The organism is Cupriavidus pauculus (assembly GCF_003854935.1).
GTDB classification, from domain to species: domain Bacteria; phylum Pseudomonadota; class Gammaproteobacteria; order Burkholderiales; family Burkholderiaceae; genus Cupriavidus; species Cupriavidus pauculus_C.
Genome location: NZ_CP033969.1, coordinates 47,693 through 71,038, shown reverse-complemented (window position 1 = coordinate 71,038; position 23,346 = coordinate 47,693). Strand labels below are relative to the sequence as shown.

At 66.6% G+C, this 23,346-nt stretch carries 23 protein-coding genes; 21 read left to right on the top strand and 2 right to left on the bottom strand.

Going from position 1 to position 23,346, the window contains the following annotated elements; all coding sequences use genetic code 11:
• Nucleotides 1-30 precede the first annotated feature (30 nt).
• The 6 genes from EHF44_RS02055 (at nucleotide 31) to aroA (ending at nucleotide 6,566) form a co-directional block, all read left to right on the top strand.
• Complete coding sequence (locus tag EHF44_RS02055; RefSeq protein WP_124682196.1) at nucleotides 31-597, top strand: DUF2059 domain-containing protein; 567 nt, start codon at nucleotides 31-33, stop codon at nucleotides 595-597.
• Between the two features lie 145 nt (nucleotides 598-742).
• The gene (gene serC, locus EHF44_RS02050) at nucleotides 743-1,906 is read left to right on the top strand and encodes a 3-phosphoserine/phosphohydroxythreonine transaminase (protein ID WP_124682195.1); all 1,164 of its coding nucleotides are present in this window, start codon (nucleotides 743-745) and stop codon (nucleotides 1,904-1,906) included.
• A gap of 88 nt (nucleotides 1,907-1,994) precedes the next feature.
• Nucleotides 1,995-3,140 carry a prephenate dehydratase gene (gene pheA, locus EHF44_RS02045; protein ID WP_124682194.1) on the top strand — a complete coding sequence of 382 codons (1,146 nt, stop codon included), beginning with the start codon at nucleotides 1,995-1,997 and terminating at the stop codon, nucleotides 3,138-3,140.
• A gap of 21 nt (nucleotides 3,141-3,161) precedes the next feature.
• Nucleotides 3,162-4,292: a histidinol-phosphate transaminase gene (gene hisC, locus EHF44_RS02040; RefSeq protein WP_172965996.1), complete on the top strand. Its 1,131-nt coding sequence runs from the start codon at nucleotides 3,162-3,164 to the stop codon at nucleotides 4,290-4,292.
• Between the two features lie 20 nt (nucleotides 4,293-4,312).
• Complete coding sequence (locus EHF44_RS02035) at nucleotides 4,313-5,212, top strand: prephenate dehydrogenase (protein WP_124682193.1); 900 nt, start codon at nucleotides 4,313-4,315, stop codon at nucleotides 5,210-5,212.
• A gap of 40 nt (nucleotides 5,213-5,252) precedes the next feature.
• A complete protein-coding gene (gene aroA, locus EHF44_RS02030; protein ID WP_124682192.1) occupies nucleotides 5,253-6,566 on the top strand; it encodes a 3-phosphoshikimate 1-carboxyvinyltransferase in 1,314 nt (437 codons plus the stop codon).
• 27 nt (nucleotides 6,567-6,593) lie between these two features.
• Here aroA and EHF44_RS02025 read toward each other — a convergent pair whose 3' ends face one another.
• The gene (locus EHF44_RS02025; RefSeq protein ID WP_253699936.1) at nucleotides 6,594-6,830 is read right to left on the bottom strand and encodes a DUF2061 domain-containing protein; all 237 of its coding nucleotides are present in this window, start codon (nucleotides 6,828-6,830) and stop codon (nucleotides 6,594-6,596) included.
• 144 nt (nucleotides 6,831-6,974) lie between these two features.
• On the opposite strand from EHF44_RS02025, the gene cmk reads away from it, so the two are divergent.
• The 11 genes from cmk to cysM all read left to right on the top strand — a co-directional run bounded on the left by cmk (nucleotide 6,975) and on the right by cysM (nucleotide 18,332).
• Nucleotides 6,975-7,634 carry a (d)CMP kinase gene (gene cmk / locus EHF44_RS02020; RefSeq protein WP_124682191.1) on the top strand — a complete coding sequence of 220 codons (660 nt, stop codon included), beginning with the start codon at nucleotides 6,975-6,977 and terminating at the stop codon, nucleotides 7,632-7,634.
• A gap of 141 nt (nucleotides 7,635-7,775) precedes the next feature.
• Entirely contained in the window at nucleotides 7,776-9,470 is a 1,695-nt protein-coding gene (gene rpsA / locus EHF44_RS02015; protein ID WP_124682190.1) for a 30S ribosomal protein S1, read from the top strand.
• A 33-nt stretch (nucleotides 9,471-9,503) separates the two neighbouring features.
• Complete coding sequence (locus tag EHF44_RS02010; RefSeq protein ID WP_124682189.1) at nucleotides 9,504-9,917, top strand: integration host factor subunit beta; 414 nt, start codon at nucleotides 9,504-9,506, stop codon at nucleotides 9,915-9,917.
• 235 nt (nucleotides 9,918-10,152) lie between these two features.
• Nucleotides 10,153-10,479 carry a lipopolysaccharide assembly protein LapA domain-containing protein gene (locus EHF44_RS02005; protein ID WP_124682188.1) on the top strand — a complete coding sequence of 109 codons (327 nt, stop codon included), beginning with the start codon at nucleotides 10,153-10,155 and terminating at the stop codon, nucleotides 10,477-10,479.
• Between the two features lie 3 nt (nucleotides 10,480-10,482).
• The gene (gene lapB / locus EHF44_RS02000) at nucleotides 10,483-11,703 is read left to right on the top strand and encodes a lipopolysaccharide assembly protein LapB (protein ID WP_124682187.1); all 1,221 of its coding nucleotides are present in this window, start codon (nucleotides 10,483-10,485) and stop codon (nucleotides 11,701-11,703) included.
• Between the two features lie 39 nt (nucleotides 11,704-11,742).
• Nucleotides 11,743-13,116: a UDP-glucose dehydrogenase family protein gene (locus EHF44_RS01995; protein WP_124682186.1), complete on the top strand. Its 1,374-nt coding sequence runs from the start codon at nucleotides 11,743-11,745 to the stop codon at nucleotides 13,114-13,116.
• A 74-nt stretch (nucleotides 13,117-13,190) separates the two neighbouring features.
• Entirely contained in the window at nucleotides 13,191-14,135 is a 945-nt protein-coding gene (rfaE1, locus tag EHF44_RS01990) for a D-glycero-beta-D-manno-heptose-7-phosphate kinase (RefSeq protein ID WP_124682185.1), read from the top strand.
• A 26-nt stretch (nucleotides 14,136-14,161) separates the two neighbouring features.
• Nucleotides 14,162-15,160 carry an ADP-glyceromanno-heptose 6-epimerase gene (rfaD, locus tag EHF44_RS01985; protein WP_124682184.1) on the top strand — a complete coding sequence of 333 codons (999 nt, stop codon included), beginning with the start codon at nucleotides 14,162-14,164 and terminating at the stop codon, nucleotides 15,158-15,160.
• A 208-nt stretch (nucleotides 15,161-15,368) separates the two neighbouring features.
• A complete protein-coding gene (locus EHF44_RS01980) occupies nucleotides 15,369-15,788 on the top strand; it encodes a ComEA family DNA-binding protein (protein ID WP_172965995.1) in 420 nt (139 codons plus the stop codon).
• Nucleotides 15,789-15,990: 202 nt separating this feature from the next.
• Complete coding sequence (locus tag EHF44_RS01975; protein WP_124682183.1) at nucleotides 15,991-17,316, top strand: solute carrier family 23 protein; 1,326 nt, start codon at nucleotides 15,991-15,993, stop codon at nucleotides 17,314-17,316.
• Nucleotides 17,317-17,429: 113 nt separating this feature from the next.
• On the top strand, nucleotides 17,430-18,332 hold the full coding sequence (cysM, locus tag EHF44_RS01970) for a cysteine synthase CysM (RefSeq protein WP_124682182.1): 903 nt from the start codon (nucleotides 17,430-17,432) through the stop codon (nucleotides 18,330-18,332).
• A 100-nt stretch (nucleotides 18,333-18,432) separates the two neighbouring features.
• Here the strand turns inward: cysM and mltB are convergent, their stop codons facing one another.
• Nucleotides 18,433-19,539: a lytic murein transglycosylase B gene (gene mltB, locus EHF44_RS01965; RefSeq protein ID WP_124682181.1), complete on the bottom strand. Its 1,107-nt coding sequence runs from the start codon at nucleotides 19,537-19,539 to the stop codon at nucleotides 18,433-18,435.
• A 149-nt stretch (nucleotides 19,540-19,688) separates the two neighbouring features.
• Here mltB and EHF44_RS01960 point away from each other — a divergent pair, with 149 nt between their 5' ends.
• The 4 genes from EHF44_RS01960 to EHF44_RS01945 all read left to right on the top strand — a co-directional run bounded on the left by EHF44_RS01960 (nucleotide 19,689) and on the right by EHF44_RS01945 (nucleotide 23,307).
• Nucleotides 19,689-20,612, top strand: coding sequence for a histone deacetylase family protein (locus tag EHF44_RS01960; protein WP_124682180.1), 924 nt, complete (start codon nucleotides 19,689-19,691; stop codon nucleotides 20,610-20,612).
• A gap of 183 nt (nucleotides 20,613-20,795) precedes the next feature.
• Nucleotides 20,796-21,830 carry a methionine ABC transporter ATP-binding protein gene (locus EHF44_RS01955; RefSeq protein ID WP_124682179.1) on the top strand — a complete coding sequence of 345 codons (1,035 nt, stop codon included), beginning with the start codon at nucleotides 20,796-20,798 and terminating at the stop codon, nucleotides 21,828-21,830.
• Nucleotides 21,820-22,473, top strand: a complete 654-nt coding sequence (locus tag EHF44_RS01950; RefSeq protein ID WP_124682178.1) for a methionine ABC transporter permease — start codon at nucleotides 21,820-21,822, stop codon at nucleotides 22,471-22,473. Before EHF44_RS01955 ends, EHF44_RS01950 begins: the two co-directional genes overlap by 11 nt.
• Nucleotides 22,474-22,512: 39 nt before the next feature.
• Entirely contained in the window at nucleotides 22,513-23,307 is a 795-nt protein-coding gene (locus EHF44_RS01945) for a MetQ/NlpA family ABC transporter substrate-binding protein (RefSeq protein ID WP_124682177.1), read from the top strand.
• Nucleotides 23,308-23,346 lie beyond the last annotated feature (39 nt).

The window sequence follows — 23,346 nt, the reverse complement described above, 5'->3', positions numbered from 1 at the left end:
TAAACCGGACGTATTTACCAGGGAGTCATAATGCTCAAAACCTATCGACGTATCGCTGTTCTGGCTGCTTTCGCTCCGATGATGATGCTGGCGCAAGGTGCGCACGCTCAGGAAGACAAGGACAAGACCGCGGCCATCAAGGAACTGCTGTCCGTCATGCAGGCCGACCAGGCCGTCAAGGGTCAGGCCGAGAACTGGCAGCAGGGCGCCAAGCAGGAAGCGCCGCTGGTGCTGGAGCAGGTCCTGGTCGAGAACAAGACGATGGACGACAAGAAGAAGCAGGCCGCCGTCGAGAAGCTCAAGAAGAACGGCGCCGTGCAGCGCATGGTGGACGGCGCGGGCACCGCGTTCAACACCGACGGCTTCCGCCAGGACGCCATCAAGGCGCACTACGATGCCTTCGGCAAGTACTACACGACGCAGGAAATCAAGGACCTGACCACGTTCCTGAAGTCGCCGACGGGCCAGAAGTTCATGCAGAACCAGGGCAAGGCCACGCAGGAAATCTGGGGCTCGATGATGCAGAAGTACGGTCCGCAGGTTGGCAAGTCGATGCGCGACGCCGCCGAGAAGGAAATCGCCGCCGCCGCGAAGTGATCGACGGCTGGCCTCTCCGGGCCCTGGCACGGAGAGGCCGACCCGCCCGGGTCCGCGCCGGACGCCCTGGTGTCCAAGGGGCGCGGGTTTTGGGCGATAATGGCTGCCTGGTGCAATCCGGCAGCCATTTTTCTTTTCCCCCTCCATGAACGATCCCCAGAATCCCGCCCTCGACGGCCTGCAACGATCGCTGGCCGAGCGCGTCTTCAATTTCTCGCCGGGCCCGGCCGCGCTGCCGACCGAAGTCCTGCAGCAGGCCGCCGCGGAAATGCTGTCGTGGCGAGGCACCGGGGTGTCGGTGATGGAGATGAGCCACCGCAGCAAGGAATTCGAAAGCATCCACCAGCAGGCGCTGGCGGACCTGCGCGAACTGCTGCACGTGCCGAAGAATTTCCGCATCCTGTTCCTGCAGGGCGGCGCCATCGGCGAGAACGGCATCGTGCCGCTGAACCTGGCGAATCGCGTCGATGCGTCGCGGCCGAAGACCGATTTCGTGGTCACCGGCACGTGGTCGGTCAAGACCGAGCAGGAAGCGCGCCGCTATGGCGAAGTCAACATCGCCGCGTCCAGCAAGGACCACAAGTGGCACAAGATTCCCGATGCCAGCACCTGGAAGCTGTCCGACGACGCGGCCTACGTGCACCTGTGCACGAACGAGACCATCGTCGGCGTGGAGTTTCAGGAGATCCCGGACATCGGCCAGACCGGCACCCATGACAAGGGCCGCATCGTCGTGGCCGACGCGTCGAGCCACATCCTTTCGCGCCCGATCGACTGGTCGCGCGTGCAGGTGGTCTACGGCGGCGCCCAGAAGAACATCGGTCCGGCCGGCGTGACGATCGTCATCGTGCGCGAAGACCTGATCGGCTTTGCCCATCCGCTCTGCCCGTCGGCGTTCAACTGGCGCCTGGTGGACGAGCACGACTCGATGTACAACACCCCGCCCACCTACGCGATCTACGTGGCGGGGCTGGTGTTCCAGTGGCTCAAGGCCCAGGGCGGCGTGGCCGCGATCGAGCAGCGCAACATCGCCAAGGCGCGCGCGCTGTACGACTTCCTGGACCAGAGCGACTTCTACCGCAACGAAATCGATCCCGGCAGCCGCTCGCGCATGAACGTACCGTTCTTCCTGCGCGACGAATCGCGCAACGAAGCGTTCCTGACCCAGGCGCGCGCGAACGGCCTGGTACAGCTCAAGGGCCACAAGTCCGTGGGCGGCATGCGCGCCAGCATCTACAACGCGATGCCACTCGAAGGTGTGACCGCGCTGATTGAATTCATGCGCGAATTCGAGCGCACCGCCGCCTGACGGCGGTGCTTTCTGCCGGGCGCGCGCCACGCGGGTCCGGCAACAGCCCAGACTTTCCGAGGCCGTGCCATGCGCGGCCCATAGGCCTATGACAGAGCAAGACAAGTCCGGCGCGCAGGCCCCGGACACCGACAACGCCGCCCCGAGCCCGCAGGAGCAGGCCCTCTCGGCAGACCTGGCGCCGCTGCGCGACCAGATCGACGCCGTGGACCGCGAACTGCTGGCGCTGCTGAACCGCCGCGCCCAGCTTGCGCTGGACGTGGGCGAGGTCAAGAAGAAGTACGGCGCGCCGGTGTTCCGCCCCGAGCGCGAGCTGCAGGTGATCCGCAAGGTGCAGGGCGCCAATCCGGGCCCGCTGCTGGGCGAGAGCGTCGCGTCGATCTGGCGCGAGGTGATGTCGGCCTGCCGCGGCCTGGAGAAGCCGCTGGAGATCGCGTTCCTGGGCCCGGCCGGCACGTTCTCCGAGCAGGCGCTGTATGCCCACTTCGGGCATGAGGTCCACGGGGTGCCGGTGCCGAGCATCGACGAGGTCTTCCGCGCCGTGGAAGCCGGCACGGTCGAATATGGCGTGGTGCCCGTGGAGAATTCCACCGAGGGCGCCGTGTCGCGCACGCTGGACCTGTTCCTGCAGACGTCGCTGAAGATCAGCGGCGAGATTGCGCTGAAGGTGCATCACAACCTGATGGCGTCGTCGCCGGACATGCAGGGCGTGACCGTGGTACGCGCCCATGCGCAGGCGCTGGCGCAGTGCCAGCACTGGCTCACGGCCAACTACCCGCACCTGGAGCGCCAGGCGGTGTCCAGCAACGCCGAAGCGGCGCGCATGGCGAGCCTGGACCCCACCGTGGCCGCCATCGCCGGCGAGACCGCCGCCAACCGCTACCACCTGCACATCGTCCGCGCCAATATCCAGGACGATCCGCACAACCGCACGCGCTTTGCCGTGATCGGCCGCTATGAGACGGAGCCGTCGGGCAGCGACCAGACGTCGATGATCCTGTCGGTGCCGAACAAGGCCGGCGCGGTCTACCAGTTGCTGGCGCCGCTGGCCGAGAACGGCGTGTCGATGTGCCGCTTCGAGTCGCGCCCGGCCCGCAGCGGTGCCTGGGAGTACTACTTCTACGTCGACGTGGAAGGCCACCAGCACGAGCCGGCCGTGGCGCGCGCGATCCAGACGCTGCGCGCCAACGCCGCGTACCTGAAGGTGCTCGGGTCCTACCCGTCCAGCAAGTAAGCCCGGCAGCAAGGAGACACCATGGCACAGCAGGACAACGCCCACGTGGCGGACTACTTCGGGCCGACCTACGTCCGCAAGATTTCGCCGTACATCGCAGGAAAGCCAATTTCGGAAGTCGCGCGCGAATTCGGGCTCGACGAGGCGCGCATCGTCAAGCTGGCCTCGAACGAGAATCCGCTCGGGATGCCGGCATCGGCGCAGAAGGCCATCGCTGCCGCCGCCGGCGACCTGGGACGCTACCCGGACAGCAACGGCTTCGCGCTGAAGGCCGCGCTTTCGGAAAAGTACGATGTCCCGGCCGAGTGGCTGACGCTGGGCAACGGCAGCAACGACATCCTGGAACTGGCCGCGCACGCGCTGGTGCGGGCGGGCGAGTCGATCGTCTATGCCGAGTATTCGTTCGCCGTCTACGCACTGGCGACCCAGGAAGTGGGCGCGCGGGCCATCGAGGTCAAGTCGCGCGACTACGGCCATGACCTTGACGCGATGGCCGCGGCGATTGCGCCGGACACCAAGCTCGTCTTCATCGCCAATCCGAACAATCCGACCGGGACCTTCGTCACGGCCGACCAGATCGCGGCGTTTCTGGCGAAAGTGCCACCCCACGTGGTGGTCGTGCTCGACGAGGCGTACAACGAGTACCTCGACCCGGACCAGCAGTACGAGTCGTTGGCGTGGGTGCGGCAGTATCCGAACCTGATGGTGTCGCGCACGTTCTCGAAGGCGTACGGGCTGGCCGGCCTGCGCGTGGGCTATGGCGTGGCGCAGCCGCCGCTGACCGACCTGCTGAACCGCGTGCGCCAGCCGTTCAACGTGAACAGCCTGGCGCAGGCCGCGGCCGTGGCCGCGCTGGGCGACGCCGGCTTCCTGCGCGAAAGTGCCGAGCTGAACCGCGCCGGCAAGGCGCAGCTGGTGGCGGCGTTCGAGCGCATGGGGCTGGAATACGTGAAGTCGTCCGGCAACTTCGTCATGGTGCGCGTGGGCACCGACGACGGCGCCGGGGCGCGGGTCAACCTGGCCATGCTGAAACAGGGCGTGATCGTGCGGCCCGTGGCCAACTATGGCCTGCCACAGTGGCTGCGCATAACCATTGGACTGCCTGACGAGAACGCCGCGTGCATCGCCGCGCTCGAACAGGCGCTGAAGTGAATTCGAGGCGACCAGAAGCCGTGACCGCTCTGCATTTTTCCCGTGTTGTGATTGTTGGCGTCGGCCTGATTGGCGGATCGCTGGCGTTGTCGCTCAAGCGTGCCGGCGTGGTGGGCACCGTGGTGGGCGTGGGCCGCTCCGGCGCGTCGCTGGACAAGGCGCTGGCGCTGGGCGTGATCGACGAAGCGGCCACGTCGCTGGCCGAGGCCGCGCGCGGCGCCAGCCTGATCGTGCTGTGCGCGCCCGTGGCCCAGAACTTCGCGCTGCTGCACGCGCTGGAGCCGCACCTGCAGCCGGGCACCATCGTGACCGATGCCGGCAGCACCAAGTCCGACGTGATCATGGCCGCCAAGACCGCGCTGGGCGACAAGGTGGCCCAGTTCGTGCCGGCCCATCCCATCGCCGGGCGCGAGCAGCATGGCGTGGAGGCGGCGCTGAACGACCTCTACCGCGAAAAGAAGGTGGTGATGTGCCCGCTGCAGGAAAACAGCCGCGCTGATGTGGCCGCGGTGCGGGCCATGTGGGAAGCGGCCGGCGCCGATGTGCACGTGATGTCCGCCGTGCAGCACGACGCCGTGTTCGCATCGGTCAGCCACCTGCCGCACGTGCTGTCGTTCGCGCTGGTGGCGCAGGTCGCCAATGCCGAGGACGCCGCGCTGAAGCTGGGCTTTGCCGGCGGTGGGTTCCGCGATTTCACGCGCATCGCCGCGTCGTCGCCCGAGATGTGGCGCGATATCTGCCTGGCTAACAGGGAGGCGCTGCTGCGCGAGATCGGTACGTATGAGGCGATGCTGGCCCACCTGAAGGCGCAGATCAAGTCCGGCGATGGTGCCGCGCTGGAGCGGGTGTTCCAGCGCGCCAGCGAGACGCGCCAGAAGTGGGGCGTGGCCAGTGCCGGCGCCCATAACATCGAACCGTGAAGCGCGTCGCCCCAGGGCGGCGGCTCAAGTAGCCAAGACCATGGAACATCTGACCCTCGGCCCCCTGACCCGCGCATCGGGCACGGTCCGCCTGCCCGGCTCCAAGAGCATCTCCAACCGCGTGCTGCTGCTGGCCGCGCTGGCACAGGGCGAAACGCGCGTGCGCGACCTGCTCGATTCGGACGACACGCGCGTGATGCTCGACGCGCTCAAGGTGCTGGGCGTGGCCTGGCGCCGCGAGGGCGGCGACTGCATCGTGACCGGCGTGGGTGGGAATTTTCCGAACAAGGCGGCCGACCTGTTCATGGGCAACGCGGGCACCGCGATCCGCCCGCTGACCGCCGCGCTGGCACTGCAGGGCGGCACCTACGCGGTGAGCGGCGTGCCGCGCATGCACGAGCGGCCCATCGGCGATCTCGTCGACGGCCTGCTGCAGGTGGGCGCGGCGATCGACTACCTTGGCACGCCCGGCTATCCGCCGCTGCGCATTCGCCCGGCCGACATCCAGATCGACGCGCCGATCCGCGTGCGCGGCGATGTGTCCAGCCAGTTCCTGACCGCGCTGCTGATGACGCTGCCGATGGCGGCGGCGCCGTCCGGGCGCATCGAGATCGAGGTGGTGGGCGAGCTGATTTCCAAGCCGTACATCGACATCACGCTGAACCTGCTGGCGCGCTTCGGCATCGAGGTGGAGCGCCATGGCTGGGAGCGCTTTGTGCTGCCGGCCCGGGCGCAATACCGGTCGCCGGGCGAGATCTACGTCGAGGGCGACGCGTCCACCGCGTCGTACTTCCTGGCCGCCGGTGCCATCGGCGGCGGGCCGGTGCGGGTGGAGGGCGTGGGGCTGTCGAGTATCCAGGGCGACGTGCGGTTTGCCGACGCGCTGAACCGGATGGGCGCCAACGTGATGGCCGGCGACAACTGGATCGAGGTGCGCGGCACCGAGCGTGACGACGGCCGCCTCAACGGCATCGAGCTCGATTGCAACCACATTCCCGATGCGGCGATGACGCTGGCGGTGGCGGCGCTGTTCGCCGAAGGCCCGACCACGCTGACCAACATCGCAAGCTGGCGCGTGAAGGAAACCGACCGCATCGCCGCCATGGCCGCCGAGCTGCGCAAGCTCGGGGCCGGGGTGGAAGAGGGCGCCGACTACCTGAAGGTGACGCCGCCGGCATCTGTCGACGCATGGCGGACGCCGGCCGACGGCATCGGCACCTATGATGATCACCGGATGGCCATGTGCTTCTCGCTGGCCGCGTTCGGCCCGCTGCCGGTGCGGATCAACGATCCGGGCTGCGTGGCCAAGACGTTCCCGGAGTACTTCTCGGTATTTGCCGGGGTAGCGCGGTAAGCGCTCGCTCCGGTTCAATGGCGGGTGTCAGGCGGCAGCCAGCCGGTGGCGGGCCAGCGCGGCGGACGCATGGCGCGGCGTGCCGCCGTCCGCGCGGCGCGCCCGGCGTTCCCAGTATCGGTCGAAGAAATAGTGCGCCACCGTGTTGACGGCCGGCTCGATGAACGTGATGGCACCGCTGATGGCCAGGCTGCCGGTCAGCGCGTAGGTCACGCTGAACGCGATGCCCAGGTGCATGATGCCGAAGGTCAGGGTCTTGGCCATGATCGTTTGCCTCGCATGAAAGTCGGAATGGTTGCGCAGCGTCTTGTGGGGACCGGGAGCGTTGCTGCCACGCAACCATGGATCGAATGATAACGATTCTCAATTAAGAACGAAAATCAATAGTTTCTAGCATATCAATTAAGAATGACTATCATCGATGTCATCACGATAGATGGGCCAACCGCGTCGGGCAAGGGCACCGTCGCCCACAAGGTGGCGGACGCGCTGGGTTTCCATCTGCTCGACAGCGGCGCGCTCTATCGCCTGGTGGCCCTGGCCAGTGACCGCGCCGGCGTGGACGTCGCCGACGTCGACACCCTGGCCCGCATCGCCCTGCGGCTGGACGTGAAGTTCGGCCCGGACCGCGTCTGGCTGGAAGGCGAGGAGGTCAGCCAGCTGATCCGCCAGGAGGCCATCGGCAACCGGGCCTCGGCGCTGGCCGTGCACCAGCCGGTGCGTGATGCGCTGACCGCACTTCAGCGCGGCTTTCGCAAGCTGCCTGGGCTGGTGGCCGACGGGCGCGACATGGGCACGGTGATCTTCCCGGAGGCCCGCCTGAAGGTGTTCCTGACCGCGAGTGTCGAGGCGCGCGCGCGGAGGCGCTATAAACAATTGATTGATAAGGGAATTTCTGCTAATATCGAAGACCTTTTGCGTGACCTCGAGGCGCGCGACGCGCGGGATCGTTCCCGTGCCGCCGCGCCACTGCGTCCCGCGGAAGACGCGCAACGCCTGGACACCTCCGAAATGACGGTGGACGAGGCGGTGGCGCAGGTGCTGGAGTGGTTCGCCGCGGTGCGGTGATTCAAACCACGAGGCGCCGCCTGGGCCCGTGCCGGAACCCAACCCGTCCGGTTCGGGTGATCAACCTGACCCCGCTGCGTGAGGCAGACTGTGCGCGACCGTCGCGCCGGCCAACGTACTGCGGATTGCAAACCTACGTTTATGTCCGACCTGCAAACCAACGAATCCTTTGCCGCACTGTTCGAGGAATCGATCGCCCGCTCCAACATGAAGGCTGGCGAAGTGATTTCCGCTGAAGTCGTGCGCATCGACCACAATTTCGTGGTCGTCAACGCCGGCCTCAAGTCCGAAGCCTTTGTGCCGGTGGAGGAGTTCCTGAACGACCAGGGCGAACTCGAAGTGCAGGCCGGCGACTACGTCTCCGTGGCCATCGACGCGCTCGAGAACGGCTATGGCGACACCATCCTGTCCCGTGACAAGGCCAAGCGCCTGGCATCGTGGCTGAACCTCGAGAAGGCGCTGGAAGACGGCGAGATCATCTCGGGTACCGTGACCGGCAAGGTCAAGGGCGGCCTGACCGTCATGGTCAATGGCATCCGCGCCTTCCTGCCCGGTTCGCTCGTCGACGTGCGTCCGATCAAGGACACCACGCCGTACGAAGGCAAGACCCTCGAATTCAAGGTCATCAAGCTCGACCGCAAGCGCAACAACGTCGTGCTGTCGCGCCGTGCCGTGGTGGAAGCCACGCTGGGCGAAGAGCGCCAGAAGCTGATGGAAACGCTGAAGGAAGGCGCGATCGTCAACGGTATCGTCAAGAACATCACCGACTACGGCGCGTTCGTGGACCTGGGTGGTATCGACGGCCTGCTGCACATCACCGACCTGGCATGGCGCCGTGTCCGCCACCCGAGCGAAGTGCTGTCGGTTGGCCAGGAAATCACCGCCAAGATCCTGAAGTTCGACCAGGAAAAGAACCGCGTCTCGCTGGGCGTGAAGCAACTGGGCGAAGATCCGTGGGTGGGCATCTCGCGCCGCTACCCGCAAGGCACCCGCCTGTTCGGCAAGGTCACGAACCTGACCGACTACGGCGCGTTCGTCGAGATCGAAGCCGGTATCGAAGGCCTGGTCCACGTGTCGGAAATGGACTGGACCAACAAGAACGTGGCCCCGTCGAAGGTTGTCCAGCTGGGCGACGAAGTCGAGGTCATGGTCCTGGATATCGACGAAGACAAGCGTCGTATCAGCCTGGGCATGAAGCAGTGCAAGGCCAACCCGTGGGACGATTTCAGCCGCAACCACAAGAAGGGCGACAAGCTGTCGGGCCAGATCAAGTCGATCACCGATTTCGGCGTGTTCATCGGCCTGCCGGGCGGCATCGACGGCCTGGTGCACCTGTCGGACCTGTCGTGGCAAGAGTCGGGCGAAGAAGCCGTGCGCAAGTACAAGAAGGGCGACGAAGTGGAAGCTGTCGTCCTGGGCATCGACGTCGACAAGGAACGCATCTCGCTGGGCATCAAGCAACTGTCGGGCGATCCGTTCAACAACTTCATCTCGGCCAACGACAAGGGCTCGCTCGTCAACGGTACGATCAAGGCCGTTGACGCCAAGGGCGCCGTGGTGCAGCTGGCTGACGACGTGGAAGGCTACCTGCGTGCCTCGGAAATCTCCGCGGACCGCGTGGAAGACGCCCGCAACGTGCTGAAGGAAGGCGAGCAGATCACCGCCCTGGTGGTGAACGTCGACCGCAAGTCGCGCAACATCAACCTGTCGATCAAGGCCAAGGACTCCGCAGAGCAGCAGGAAGCGATGCAGAAGTTCCAGGCTGACACCGGCGCGGCTGGCACGACCAACCTCGGTGCACTGCTGAAGGCCAAGCTGGGCCAGGACAACCAGTAATATAGAGCGCCGCGCACTCAAGCGAGACCGCCCATGACCAAGTCCGAGCTCGTCGAAAAACTGGCTGCCCGCTTTCCGCAGTTGCTGCTGCGGGATGCGGACATCTCGGTGAAAACGATCCTCGACGCGATGTCCGAAGCCCTGGCCGATGGCCATCGCATCGAGATCCGCGGGTTCGGCAGCTTTGGTCTGAACCGGCGGCCCCCTCGCGTGGGGCGCAACCCCAAGTCCGGCGAACGGGTGCTGGTCCCTGAAAAACGGGTGCCGCACTTCAAGGCGGGCAAGGAATTGCGCGAGCGGGTGGACCGTCCGGCATCGCCGCCGTCCGGCATCGTGGCCGTCAATGGCCAGGTGTCGCACGGCAAGGCCGGGCAGTCGCTGGCGCCCTCGCAGTCGGCTTCGGCCGGGCTGCACGAGGATGGCCAGCTCAATCTGGTTCGCTCGTAACGCGGCTCTTGCATCACTGGCAAGTCTTCAGGAAAGCGCTCCCCCGGGAGCGCTTTTTCTTTTGGCGTTTCCGCGCGCGGGCGCCCGGGTGCGCGGGAGCCGGCGCAGCGATGCGACCAATCGTTACCGTTTCCGAGAAGTGATTCCGCTACAATGCCGGGAATCTTGGCCGGGCAACGCCCGACGCGCCCCCGCGTGACCGGGTAAGCACTCACGTTCCGATGACCTTCCTCGCATGAAACTCGTCACCTGGATCTTCCGTATCGTCCTGTTCGTGCTGCTGTTCGTGCTGGCGCTGCGCAACACTGGCGACGCCGATCTGCAACTGTTCTTCGGCGCCGTCTGGCATGCCCCGCTGATCCTGATCCTGCTGGCGGCCTTCGGGCTCGGCATCGTGGCCGCGCTGGCCTCGGTGGCGCCGGGGCTGATGCGGCAGCGCATGGAGGCAGCCCGCCTGCGCCGTGCGCTGGGCGAGGTGCGGGCCGCGGCAGCCCCCGTGGATGCCGTGCCGCCCGAGGCCAAGCCGGGCGTACCTTATAACGTAGTCGGTCCGAAAGTCTGACCCATGATGTTTGAAACCTGGTGGCTGCTGGCGCTGCCACTTGTCTTTGGCCTTGGCTGGATGGCTGCCCGGTTCGACCTGCGGCAGCTCATGAGCGAGCAGGGCGCCTTGCCCCGCTCCTATTTCAAGGGCCTCAATTTCCTGCTGAACGAACAACCCGACAAGGCGATCGACGCCTTCGTGGAAGTGGCGCGGCTGGACCCCGAAACCACCGAGCTGCACTTTGCGCTGGGCGCGCTGTTCCGCCGCCGCGGCGAAACCGAGCGCGCGATCCGCGTCCATCAGAACCTGGCCAACCGCCCGGACCTGCCCGAGCCCGAACGCGAGCACGCACTTTACGAGCTGGGCCAGGACTTCCTGCGCGCCGGCCTGCTGGACCGTGCCGAGGAATCGCTGCGCCGGCTGATGTCGGGCCCGTATGCCGCGTCGGCCAAGCGTGTGCTGCTGGAGCTCTACGAGGTCGAGAAAGAGTGGGCCAAGGCGATTGACGCCGCCCGCGAACTCCAGACCCTGGACCAGAAGGACTACCGCGTGCAGATCGCCCAGTTCTGCTGCGAACTGGCGCAGGACGCGCTGCAGAAGAAGCGTCCCGAAGATGCCATCGAATGGCTCGGCCGCGCCCGCCAGGAGAATCCGGCCAACGTCCGGGCGCCGATCCTGCTTGGCGACGTGGCCGCCGCCGCCGGCGACCTGCCCGGCGCGCTGCAGCACTGGCTGGGCATCGAGACGCAGGACGCGGCCTACCTGCCGCTGGTGGCCGACCGCATCGTCAAGGCCTACGCCACGCTGGGCGAGCAGGGCAAGGCCGTGCAATGGCTGCGCGAACTGCTCAAGAGCAACCTGGCGCCCGAACTGCTCGATACCGCCTATCGGACCGAACTGGAAGTGAACGGCCCGGTGGCCGCCGCCGCGCTGATGCGCGAGCAGCTGCGCCGCCAGCCCACGCTGCTGGCGCTGACCCGGTACTTCGAGGCCCAGGCCGCCGAAACCGAGGCGCTGCAGACGGCCACGGCCGGCGAGGCTGCCCCGGGCGATGCCGGCACGCTCGACGACCAGGCGAAGGAAACCGCCGCCATCCGCGATCTTCTGCAACTTCGCACGCGTAACCTGGCCCGCTATACCTGCCGCGAATGCGGCTTCCGGGCCCGGCTGTTCTACTGGCAATGCCCTGGCTGCAACCGCTGGGAAACGTATGCGCCGCGCCGCTCCGAAGCGCTTGGCTAAGTCATCTCAAGCGAATTCGAATTCCGTGGAGCTTCCGCAATGAAAGTTACGATTATCGGCAGCGGCTATGTTGGCCTGGTGACCGGCGCCTGCCTGGCGGAACTGGGCAACGCCGTGTTCTGCCTCGATGTCGATGAAAAGAAGATTGCGCTGCTGAACAGCGGCGGCGTGCCAATTTACGAGCCCGGGCTCAAGGAACTGATCGACCGCAACCGCGCGGCGGGCCGGCTGACGTTCTCGACCGACGTGGCCGCCAGCGTCGAGCACGCCGACGTGCAGTTCATCGCCGTGGGCACACCGCCGGACGAGGACGGCTCGGCCGACCTGCAGTACGTGCTGGCCGCCGCCCGCAACATCGGCCGGCACATGACCGGCTTCAAGGTGGTGGTGGACAAGTCGACCGTGCCCGTGGGCACCGGCGACCGCGTGGCGGCGGTGATCCGCGAGGAACTGGCCGCGCGCGGGCTGGAGGACCTGCAGTACTCGGTGGTCTCGAACCCCGAGTTCCTGAAGGAAGGCGCCGCCGTCGAGGACTTCATGCGCCCGGACCGCATCGTGCTGGGCTGCGCCGCCGACGTGGCCGGCCGCCACGCGCAGGCCATCATGCGCCAGTTGTACTCGCCGTTCAACCGCAACCACGAGCGCACGTTCTATATGGATGTCCGCTCGGCCGAGTTCACGAAGTACGCGGCCAATTCGATGCTGGCCACCCGCATCTCGTTCATGAACGAGCTGGCCAACCTGGCCGACGAGGTGGGCGCCGATATCGAACTGGTACGGCTGGGCATCGGCTCGGACCCGCGCATCGGCTACAGTTTCCTGTACGCCGGCGCGGGCTACGGCGGATCGTGCTTTCCCAAGGACGTGCAGGCGCTGATGCGTACCGCCAGCGCCTACGGCAAGCCGATGCGCGTGCTGGAGGCCGTGGAATCGGTCAACGACGACCAGAAGCAGGTGCTGGGCCGCAAGGTGGTCAAGCGATTTGGCGAGAATCTGACAGGCAAGACGTTCGGCGTCTGGGGCCTGGCGTTCAAGCCCAATACCGACGACATGCGCGAGGCGCCGTCGCGCGTGCTGGCGCGCGAGCTGGTGTCGCGCGGGGCGTCGCTGCGCGTGCACGACCCCGTGGCAATGGAAGAGGCCCGCCGCGTGATCGGGATGGACCTGGCCGGCATTCCCGGCGCGATGGACCGCGTGACGTTCTGCCCCGCCCAGATGGACGTGCTGGCCGGCGCCGACGCGCTGGTCATCGTTACCGAGTGGAAGGTCTTCCGCAGCCCCGATTTCTCGCAGATCCGCGCTATGCTCAAGACGCCCGTCATCATCGACGGCCGCAATCTTTATGAACCCGATGCCATGGCGCAGGCCGGCATCGAATACCACGCGATCGGGCGTTCCAACGCGACGCACTGATTTTCCCAACCATCCGTGTATCCAGACCGGCCGCCGCGCCCCAGGCGGGCACGGCATCGCCGCAAGGAGAGTTCATGAGCAAGACCATCATTCCGCAGGACCAGATCCGGCAATCGCAAGTGCTGGTGGTGGGCGACATGATGCTGGACCGCTACTGGTTCGGCGACGTCAATCGTATTTCGCCGGAAGCACCCGTGCCGGTGGTGCAGATCAAGCGCAGCGACGAGCGGCTGGGCGGCGCGGCCAACGTGGCGCGCAACGCGGCCGCGCTGGGCGCCAAGGTTGGCATGCTGGGCGTGGTGGGCGACGACGAGCCCGGCCGCACGCTGGAATCGCTGCTGGCCGCCAGCCAGGTGGAGCCATACCTGCACCGCGATCCGACGCTGAACACCACGATCAAGCTGCGGGTGGTGGCGCACCAGCAGCAACTGCTGCGCGTGGATTTCGAGAACGCGCCGGCCAGCGAAGTGCTGGCTTCGGTACAGGACCGTTACCAGACGCTGATCGGCGACTACCAGGTGCTGGTGCTGTCCGACTACGGCAAGGGCGGCCTGACCCACGTGGCGCGCATGGTCGAGGCCGGCCGAGCCGCCGGCCGCATGGTGCTGATCGATCCGAAGGGCGACGACTACTCGCGCTACCGCGGCGCCACGCTGATCACGCCGAACCGTGCCGAGATGCGCGCCGTGGTGGGCGCCTGGAAGACCGAGGCCGACCTGACCATCCGCGCCCAGAACCTGCGCCGCGACCTGCATCTCGAGGCGCTGCTGCTGACCCGGTCCGAAGAGGGCATGACGCTCTACACCGAGGCCGAGGTCCTGCACGTGTCCGCCCAGGCGCGCGAAGTCTATGATGTATCAGGGGCTGGCGACACAGTAATTGCCACCCTGGCCACCATGCTCGGCGCCGGCGTGCCGCTCAAGGAAGCCGTCCAGCATGCCAACCGTGCCGGCAGCATCGTCGTCGGCAAGCTGGGCACCGCCGTTGTGACCTATCCCGAACTGTTTGGCGCCTCCTGAGGCGCGCCCCCCGACCAGAATTCGCCATGACCATCATCGTGACCGGCGCTGCCGGCTTTATCGGCAGCAACATCGTCAAGGGCCTGAACGACCGCGGCGAGACGAACATCGTCGCCGTGGACAACCTGACGCGCGCCGAGAAATTCAGCAACCTCGTGGACTGCGAGATTGCCGACTACCTGGACAAGGGCGAGTTCGTCGAGCGGTTCAAGCGGGGCGACTTCGGCAACGTGCGCGCGGTGTTCCACGAGGGGGCCTGCTCCGACACGATGGAGACCGACGGCCGCTACATGATGGAGAACAACTACCGGTACACGCTGGCGCTGATGGAAGCCTGCCTGGAGCAGGGCACGCAGTTCCTGTACGCGTCGTCGGCCGCCACGTATGGCGCTTCTACGATGTTCCGGGAGGATCGCGAGTACGAAAAGCCGCTGAACGTCTACGGCTACTCGAAGTTCCTGTTCGACCAGGTGGTGCGGCGCCGGATGGCGTCGTCGCATCCGCACTCGCAGATCGTCGGCTTCCGCTACTTCAACGTGTACGGCCCGCGCGAGTACCACAAGGGCCGCATGGCGTCGGTGGCGTTCCACCACTTCAACCAGTTCCGCGCCGAGGGCACGGTCAAGCTGTTCGGCGAGTACAGCGGCTACGCGCCGGGCACGCAGAGCCGCGACTTCGTGTCCGTGGAGGACGTGGTCAAGGTCAACCTGTACTTCCTCGATCATCCGGAAAAGTCCGGCATCTTCAACCTTGGCACCGGCCGCTCGCAGCCGTTCAACGACATCGCCGTCTCGGTGGTCAACGCGCTGCGCGAGGCCGAGGACAAGCCGCCGCTGTCGCTGGAGGAAATGGTGCAGGAGGGGCTGGTCGAGTACATCAAGTTCCCCGACGCGCTGCGCGGCAAGTACCAGTGCTTCACGCAGTCCGACGTGTCGCGCCTGCGCGCGGCGGGCTACGAGGCGCCGTTCCTGACCGTGCAGGAAGGCGTGGGCCGCTACTGCAAGTGGCTGATGGAACGGAGCTGATCGGCTGTCGCGCCAGCGCGACGTCGCACCGCTTTGAATCTCGTAGAAATCCGGCATTGCAACAGTAATGTCGCAGTCGGACACACAACCGCGCCGATGATGTGAACTTGTGTGTCCAGCCGCTTCTTACGCGCTTTCGGACTCCTATCCTGACGACTCCCGCCGCCACCCGGCGCGGGCTTTCAACCACAAGGAAGGAGTTTTCCGAATGATCGAGTCATCCACGACGGACCGCCGGTCCGGCCGTTCCCTGTCCGCCCTGTTCAATCTGTCCGACCTGTCCCGCGCCGCGCTGTCCGCCTGGCGCCGCGGCGGCATGGCCGTGGCCTGCGCGCTGGCCATGCTCGGCGCGGCGCCGGCCTTCGCCAACGTCGACGTCAACGGCGCGGACGAGGCAGCGCTGACTTCCGTGAAGGGCATCGGCCCGGCCACCGCCAAACGCATCCTGGAAGAGCGCGAGCGCAACGGCGCGTACAAGGACGCCGCCGACCTGGCCGACCGCGTGGCGGGCGTGGGGCCGAAATCGGCCGCCAACCTGCAGGAGGCCGGGCTGACCTTTGGCAAGCCGGCCCCGGCCGCCGCGGCAGCCCGCAAGGACGCCAAGCCCGCCCCGAAAGCCGCGCGCTAGCCCCCAGCCCCGTACCCCGCGTCAACAGACGGCCGCTGGTATGCGTTGTGCTTGACCGGCACGGCGTGCCGGAACGCTGCCGATTTGCACCATGCGGGGTGCGGGGTATCATGCGCATCGCCGTTGCAGCGGGTGCCCGGGCACCGCGCAACCACAAGCATTCAACGACTGAAATAAAGACGGCTGACAGGGAGAGCACAACATGGCGAATGGCCAGGACAGTACGGACGACGGCGGATTCCTGCCGAAATGGCGCCTCAAGACAACGGGCGTGATCGCGCCCGACGAGCGGCTGCCGGCCGGGCAGACGCTGCTCGCGGGCATCCAGCACGTGGTGGCGATGTTCGGCTCGACGGCCATCGCGCCGATCCTGATGGGCTTCCCGCCCAATATCGCCATCCTGTTCTCGGGCATCGGCACGCTGCTGTTCTTCTTCTGCGTGCGCGGCCGCGTGCCCAGCTACCTGGGTTCCAGCTTCGCGTTCATCGCGGTGGTCATCGCGGCCACGGGCTACGGCGGTAGCGGCCCGAACGCGAACATTCCGGTGGCGCTGGGCGGCATCATCGCCGCCGGGGCGCTCTATACGGTCATCGGGCTGGTCGTGCAGATGATCGGCTACGCCTGGGTGGAAAAGCTGATGCCGCCGGTGGTGACCGGTGCCATCGTCGCGGCCATCGGCCTGAACCTGGCGCCCGTGGCGGTCAAGGCGGTCAGCGGCGCGCCGCTGGACACCTGGGTGGGCCTGCTGACGGTGCTGGCCGTGGGGCTGATCGCGGTGCGCGCGCCCGGCATGCTCGGACGCCTGCCGGTGCTGCTGGGCGGCCTGGCCGGCTACCTTGCCTACTTTGTGGCCACCAACGTGATGGGCATGGGCAAGGCCATCGACTTCTCGGGCGTGGCGGCGGCAAGCTGGTTCGGCATGCCGGCGTTCACCGCGCCGGTGTTCGAACCCAGCGCCATGCTGCTGATTGCCCCCGTGGCCATCGTGCTCGTGGCCGAGAACCTGGGCCACATCAAGGCCATCGGCGTGATGACGGGCCGCAATCTCGACCCGTACATCGGCCGGGCCTTTATCGGCGATGGCGTGGCCACGATGCTGTCGGCGTCCGGCGGCGGCACGGGCGTGACCACCTACGCCGAGAACATGGGCGTGATGGCCGTGACGCGGATCTACTCGACGCTGATCTTCGTCGTCGCGGCGGCCGTTGCGATCCTGCTCGGCTTCTCGCCGAAGTTCGGCGCGCTGATCCTGACGATCCCGGGTCCGGTGATCGGCGGCCTGACGATCGTCGTGTTCGGCCTGATCTCGGCCACGGCCGGCCGCATCTGGGTGCAGAACCACGTGGACTTCTCCAGTTCGCGCAACCTGATCACGGTGGGCGCCACGCTGACCGTGGCCGCTGGCGACCTGACGCTGAAGTTTGGGGGCATGACGCTGGGTGGCATCGGCACCGCCACGTTCGGCGCCATTCTGCTGTACCACCTGCTGGGCAGCCGGCACCCCGAGGACCAGGGCCTGGCGCACTAGGCGCCGCGCCATCGGCGGGCCGGAATGGTCCGCCGGCCGTTGCGGGTAAGGTCGGTGCATTACAATGAGCCACGAAAAAACCGACTCACCCGCGACTGATCCGCTCCTCCCCCATGGCCTACAAGACGATTGAAGACACCATCGGCAACACGCCGCTGGTACGACTGCAGCGCATTCCGGGCGCCGCCATCGAAGCACGCGGCAACGTGATTCTCGGCAAGCTCGAAGGCAACAACCCGGCCGGCTCGGTCAAGGACCGGCCCGCGCTGTCGATGATCCGCCGCGCCGAGGAACGGGGTCGCATCAAGCCGGGCGACACGCTGATCGAGGCCACGTCGGGCAATACCGGCATCGCGCTGGCCATGGCCGCCGCCATCCGCGGGTATCGCATGGTGCTGATCATGCCCGAGGACCTGAGCCTGGAGCGTCGCCAGAGCATGGCGGCGTACGGCGCCGAGATCATCCTCACGCCGGTCAAGGGCGGCATGGAGTACGCGCGCGACCTGGCCGACGCCATGGAGCGCGAAGGCAAGGGCGTGATCCTGGACCAGTTCGCCAACCCGGACAACCCGCTGGCGCACTACGAGACCACGGGCCCCGAACTGTGGCAGGACACCGAGGGCCGGATCACCCACTTTGTCTCGGCGATGGGCACCACCGGCACGATCACGGGCGTGTCGCGCTACCTCAAGGAAAAGAACCCGACCATCCAGGTCATCGGCGCCCAGCCGGCCGAAGGCTCGCGCATCCCGGGCATCCGCAAGTGGCCCGAAGCGTACCTGCCGAAGATTTACGATCCGAAGTTCATCGACCGCCAGGAACCGGTCACGCAGGCCGACGCCGAGCACATGGCCCGCCGCATGGCGCGCGAGGAGGGCATCTTCTGCGGCATCTCGGCCGCCGGCGCGCTGTGCGTGGCGCTGCGGATCGCCGAGGAAGTGGAAAACGCGACGATCGTCTTCGTGGTCTGCGACCGTGGCGACCGCTACCTGTCGACGGGTGTGTTTCCGGCCTGACCGTCACTACGCCAGTCACGCCGGCCACGCCGGCGCCCATGAAAAAGCCCCGCGGCGGAAGCCTGCGGGGCTTTTTTGTTGCTGACCGCGGCGCGGCCGGTCAGGCCATGGCCGCCTTCACCGCCTCGCCCAGCTGGTAGACCGCCAGCGCGTAAAAGAAGCTGCGGTTGTAGCGCGTGAGGACGTAAAAATTGCGCAGGCCGATCATGTACTCGGTCGGCTGGTCCGGGGTGGGCAGGTCCACCACCAGCACACCGGTTTCCGCCTCGCGCTGCAGGTCGATCGGCTCGTCCACGCGCAGCCCGGCCTTGGTCAACTGGTTCAGCGTCCGCGTGGGCCACGGTTCGCCATCGGCGGCGGCCGTCGCCACGCCCAGGCTGCCGGCATCGGCGCCGATGCGCCACACCACGGGCCGGTTCTGTTCCCAGCCGTGCAACTGCAGAAAGCGGCCGACGCTGCCGATGGCGTCGGTGGGGCTGTTGCGCAGGTCCACGTGGCTGTCGCCGTCGTAGTCCACGGCGTATTCGCGCAGGCTCGTCGGCATGAACTGCGGGATGCCCACGGCCCCGGCGTACGAGCCGAGCACCGAGAACACGTCGGTCTTTGTGTCGCGGCACCAGAGAAGGTAGTCGGCCAGCTGGTTGCGGAACAGTTTGGTGCGGGCGTCGCGGTTGGGCGTGTCGGGGTAGTCGAACGCCAGCGTCGACAGCGAGTCGATCACGCGGAACGTGCCCATGTCGCGGCCGTAGATCGTTTCCACGCCGATGATCCCGACGATGACCGACGCCGGCACGCCAAACTCGGCTTCGGCGCGGCGCAGCGTCTCGCGGTTCTGTTGCCAGAAGCGGACGCCGGCGTTGATGCGGATCGGCTCGATGAACCGCGACCGGTAGGCGCGCCAGCTTTTCTTGCCCGGCGTGGTCGGCGGCATGATCAGGCGCGACACGGTTGCCGAGTACACGGCTTGGCTGAAATACGATTCCAGCTCGGCGCGGGGCAAGCCGTTGCGTGCCACCATCTCGTCGATGAACGCGCGTGCCTGGGGGTGGTTCTGATAGCGGCCCGGTTCGATTTCTTCTTCCCGGACACTGACGCGGCGGCGTCCGGCGGCCACGAGCCCGGGAGAAACGCCGCACAGGCCCAATGCGGCAGCGGTGAGTGCGGCGCCCAGCAGCGGGCGGCGCAGGGAGCGCTGTTGGTCGGTCATGATGTCCTTTGCAAGTCGCACCGAGTATAGCGGATGCGATACACGCGACGCCCCGTTGCGGGGCATTTGGTTACGAAGTTCCGCCGGCGGAAGGCGGGCACGTCCTGTGCTAACGTAACGGCTGGAGACAAACTTGACCCAAATCGAAAATGCCAACGGGTTACTACACGCATCCGTCGTTCCAGTTGCACGAGATGGGGTTCTTCCATCCCGAATGCCCTGAACGGCTGCAGGCCATCGAGGACCACCTGATTTCGCACGGGATGGACGGCCTGCTCGACCGGCGCGATGCCCCGGCTGCCACCGAAGCACAGATCGAGCGTGTGCACCGGCCCGACTACGTTGCCAGCCTGGCCGCCAACAGCCCGTCGACCGGCTATTTCGCGATCGATCCCGACACCTCCATGAACCGCCACACGCTGACCGCCGCCACGCACGCGGCCGGCGCGGCCGTGGCGGCCACCGACGCCGTGATGGCGGGCCAGGTGGAGAACGCGTTCTGCTGCGTGCGCCCGCCCGGCCACCACGCCGAGCCCGACCATGCGATGGGCTTCTGCTTCTTCAACAACGTGGCGATTGCCGCCCGGCACGCGCTGGCCGTGCACGGGCTGCAGCGCGTGGCCGTGATCGATTTCGACGTCCACCACGGCAACGGCACCGAGGCGGCGTTCCGCGACGATCCGCAGGTGCTGATGTGCAGCTTCTTCCAGCACCCGTTCTATCCGTACAGCGGCACCGAGCACGTGGCGACGAACATGTCGAACATCCCGCTGCCGGCGTACACGAACGGCATGGCCGTCCGGGAGGTGGTGGAAACGATCTGGCTGCCGCGCCTGCACGAATTCAAGCCCGAGATGCTGTTCATCTCGGCCGGCTTCGACGCCCACCGCGAGGACGACCTGGGGCAGATGGGGCTCGTGGAGCAGGACTACACGTGGATCACCGAGCAACTGGTGCAGGTGGCCAAGACCCACGCCCAGGGTCGCATCGTCAGTTGCCTGGAGGGCGGCTACAACCTCAGCGCGCTGGCCCGCAGCGTGTTCGCCCATCTGAAGGTGCTGATGGAGGCGTAAGCCCTGCCGCAATATGACTAAAAAGGCGCTTCCTTGTCGTCTATATGACGCCAGCGCATAAGGCTTTCAGAAAAATCTCGTTTGCGGTATGAAGCGGATCGCATAAAATGCGGGCTTCATAAAAATAAGTGCGGCAACAACGCAGGAGACCCCCGCGCTGTTGCCGTTTTCTTTTCTCGTTCCATGATCGAACTGCAAGGACTCTCGCAGCGGTTCCCCGGCGGGTCGGGGGAGGTGCATGCGCTGCGCGACGTCAGCCTCACCATCGCCGCCGGCGAGATCTTCGGCATCATCGGCCGAAGCGGCGCCGGCAAGAGCACGCTGGTGCGTGCCATCAACCTGCTGAACCGGCCCACCAGCGGCCGCGTGGTCGTCGACGGCCAGGATCTCACCGCGCTGGGCAACGGCGCGCTGCGCGAGGCGCGGCGCGAGATCGGCATGATCTTCCAGCATTTCAACCTGCTGTCGTCGCGTACGGTCTATGACAACGTGGCGCTGCCGCTGGAACTGGCGGGCAAGTCGAAGCAGGAGATTGCGGCGACCGTCGAGCCGCTGCTGGAACTGGTCGGCCTGTCGGCGTTGCGCGACCGCCATCCCGCGCAGATCAGCGGCGGCCAGAAGCAGCGGGTGGGGATCGCCCGGGCGCTGGCCAGCAAGCCGAAGGTGCTGCTGTCGGACGAAGCCACCTCGGCGCTGGACCCCGAGACCACGCGCTCGATCCTGGAACTGCTCAAGCGCATCAACAAGGAACTGGGCCTGACCATCGTCATGATCACGCACCAGATGGAAGTGATCAAACAGGTCTGCGACCGCGTGGCCGTGCTGGAGGCGGGCCAGGTGGTGGAGACGGGCCGCGTGATCGACGTCTTCCTGCGTCCGCAGCACGAGGTGACGCGCGCCATGATCGGCGACGTGATCGCCCAGGAACTGCCGGCCAGCGTGCTCAAGCGCGTGGAAAGCCGGCTCGGCAACGGCCGCGACCACGTCTACCGGCTGGCCTTCACGGGCGAGAACGTCGACCAGCCCGTGCTGGCGCAGGCAATCCGCCAGCACGGGCTGGACTTCAACATCCTGCATGGCCATATCGACGAGATCCAGGGCCAGGCGTTCGGCTCGCTGGCGATCATGGCCACGGGCGACCCGGCCAGCGTGCGCGCGGCCATGGACTATCTGCAGGCGCAAGGCGTCGTCGTGGAGGAGATCGACCATGTGGTCTGAAATGCTCGACCTGTTCCTGACGTCGTTCTACGAGACGCTGCTGATGGTGTGCATCTCCGGCGTGGTCGGCGCGCTGCTGGGCGTGCCGCTGGGCGTGCTGCTGCACCTGACCAACCGGGGCGGCGTGCTGTCGCACCCGTTGTTCAACCGGACCATCGGCGTGGTGGTCAACGCGGTACGCTCGATCCCGTTCATCATCCTGCTGGTGGTGGTCATTCCGTTCACGCGCTTCATCGTCGGGTCGTCCATTGGCACCACGGCGGCCATCGTGCCGCTGACGATCGCGGCCATCCCGTTCATCGCGCGGCTCGTGGAAGCGGCGCTGCGCGAGGTCGACAAGGGTTTGGTCGAGGCGGCGCAGTCGATGGGCGCCACCACCCGGCAGATCGTCTGGAAGGTGCTGCTGCCCGAGGCCATGCCCGGCATCGTGGCCGGCCTGACCATCACGTTCGTGAGCCTGGTTGGCTATTCGGCCATGGCCGGCGCGATTGGCGGCGGCGGGCTGGGCGACCTGGGCATCCGCTACGGCTACCAGCGCTACATCACCGAGATCATGGTCGCCGTCGTGCTGATCCTGATCGTGTTCGTGCAGGCGGTACAGAGCTTCGGCGACTGGCTGGTCCGTCGGATCAGCCATCGTTGAAATACTAGTTCTTGACAGGGAAACTTGGGGTAAATCGAAATGCAACGTCGTAACGTGCTGAAGGGCGCCGTGCTGGCGCTGGGTGTGGTGGTGTCGGCTGGCGTGCTCGCGCAGGACAAGCCGATCAAGGTGGGCGTGACCGGTGGCCCGCACGCGCAGATCATGGAGCAGGTGAAGAAGGTGGCGGCCAAGGACGGCCTGAACATCCAGGTGGTGGAGTTCAGCGACTACATCCAGCCGAACGCCGCGCTGGCCGCTGGCGACCTCGACGCCAACAGCTACCAGCACCTGCCGTACCTGGAAGCCCAGATCAAGGACCGCGGCTACAAGTTCACGCACGCGGGCTTTACCGTGACGTTCCCGATGGGCGTCTACTCGAAGAAGATCAAGTCGCTGGACCAGTTGAAGCAGGGCGCCCGCGTGGGCGTGCCGAACGATCCGACCAACGGCGGCCGCGGCCTGCTGCTGCTGCAGTCGAAGGGCGTGATCAAGCTGCGTGCCGATGCCGGCCTGAAGGCCACGCCGCTGGATATCGTCGAGAACCCGAAGAAGATCAAGATCGTCGAACTGGACGCCGCCCAGCTGCCGCGCTCGCTCGACGACCTGGACGCCGCCGCCATCAACGGCAACTACGCCGAGTCGGCCGGCCTGTCGCCCACGCGCGATGCCATCGCCATGGAGGGTCCGAAGGGTCCGTACGCCAACCTGATCGCGATCCGCGCGGCCGACAAGGACAAGCCGTGGGTGGCCAAGCTGGTCAAGGCGTACCACTCGCCCGAGATCAAGCAATACGTGCAAAGCACTTTTAAGGAATCTGTGATCACCGCCTGGTAATTTCTAGGGGTTTTCATCCAGACGCTGGGCCGCCGGGGC

Excerpts from the sequence above, each read along its gene's own strand:
- rfaE1 (WP_124682185.1), top strand. The coding sequence starts at position 13,191 with ATGAGCAAGACCATCATTCCGCAGGACCAGATCCGGCAATCGCAAGTG.
- EHF44_RS01955 (WP_124682179.1), top strand. The coding sequence starts at position 20,796 with ATGATCGAACTGCAAGGACTCTCGCAGCGGTTCCCCGGCGGGTCGGGG.
- EHF44_RS02010 (WP_124682189.1), top strand. The coding sequence starts at position 9,504 with ATGACCAAGTCCGAGCTCGTCGAAAAACTGGCTGCCCGCTTTCCGCAG.
- cmk (WP_124682191.1), top strand. The coding sequence starts at position 6,975 with ATGACTATCATCGATGTCATCACGATAGATGGGCCAACCGCGTCGGGC.
- EHF44_RS01960 (WP_124682180.1), top strand. The coding sequence starts at position 19,689 with ATGCCAACGGGTTACTACACGCATCCGTCGTTCCAGTTGCACGAGATG.
- hisC (WP_172965996.1), top strand. The coding sequence starts at position 3,162 with ATGGCACAGCAGGACAACGCCCACGTGGCGGACTACTTCGGGCCGACC.
- EHF44_RS02005 (WP_124682188.1), top strand. The coding sequence starts at position 10,153 with ATGAAACTCGTCACCTGGATCTTCCGTATCGTCCTGTTCGTGCTGCTG.
- mltB (WP_124682181.1), bottom strand. The coding sequence starts at position 19,539 with ATGACCGACCAACAGCGCTCCCTGCGCCGCCCGCTGCTGGGCGCCGCA.
- aroA (WP_124682192.1), top strand. The coding sequence starts at position 5,253 with ATGGAACATCTGACCCTCGGCCCCCTGACCCGCGCATCGGGCACGGTC.
- EHF44_RS01975 (WP_124682183.1), top strand. The coding sequence starts at position 15,991 with ATGGCGAATGGCCAGGACAGTACGGACGACGGCGGATTCCTGCCGAAA.
- EHF44_RS02055 (WP_124682196.1), top strand. The coding sequence starts at position 31 with ATGCTCAAAACCTATCGACGTATCGCTGTTCTGGCTGCTTTCGCTCCG.
- rfaD (WP_124682184.1), top strand. The coding sequence starts at position 14,162 with ATGACCATCATCGTGACCGGCGCTGCCGGCTTTATCGGCAGCAACATC.
- rpsA (WP_124682190.1), top strand. The coding sequence starts at position 7,776 with ATGTCCGACCTGCAAACCAACGAATCCTTTGCCGCACTGTTCGAGGAA.
- EHF44_RS01980 (WP_172965995.1), top strand. The coding sequence starts at position 15,369 with ATGATCGAGTCATCCACGACGGACCGCCGGTCCGGCCGTTCCCTGTCC.
- pheA (WP_124682194.1), top strand. The coding sequence starts at position 1,995 with ATGACAGAGCAAGACAAGTCCGGCGCGCAGGCCCCGGACACCGACAAC.
- EHF44_RS01950 (WP_124682178.1), top strand. The coding sequence starts at position 21,820 with ATGTGGTCTGAAATGCTCGACCTGTTCCTGACGTCGTTCTACGAGACG.
- serC (WP_124682195.1), top strand. The coding sequence starts at position 743 with ATGAACGATCCCCAGAATCCCGCCCTCGACGGCCTGCAACGATCGCTG.
- lapB (WP_124682187.1), top strand. The coding sequence starts at position 10,483 with ATGATGTTTGAAACCTGGTGGCTGCTGGCGCTGCCACTTGTCTTTGGC.
- EHF44_RS02025 (WP_253699936.1), bottom strand. The coding sequence starts at position 6,830 with ATGGCCAAGACCCTGACCTTCGGCATCATGCACCTGGGCATCGCGTTC.
- EHF44_RS01995 (WP_124682186.1), top strand. The coding sequence starts at position 11,743 with ATGAAAGTTACGATTATCGGCAGCGGCTATGTTGGCCTGGTGACCGGC.
- cysM (WP_124682182.1), top strand. The coding sequence starts at position 17,430 with ATGGCCTACAAGACGATTGAAGACACCATCGGCAACACGCCGCTGGTA.
- EHF44_RS01945 (WP_124682177.1), top strand. The coding sequence starts at position 22,513 with ATGCAACGTCGTAACGTGCTGAAGGGCGCCGTGCTGGCGCTGGGTGTG.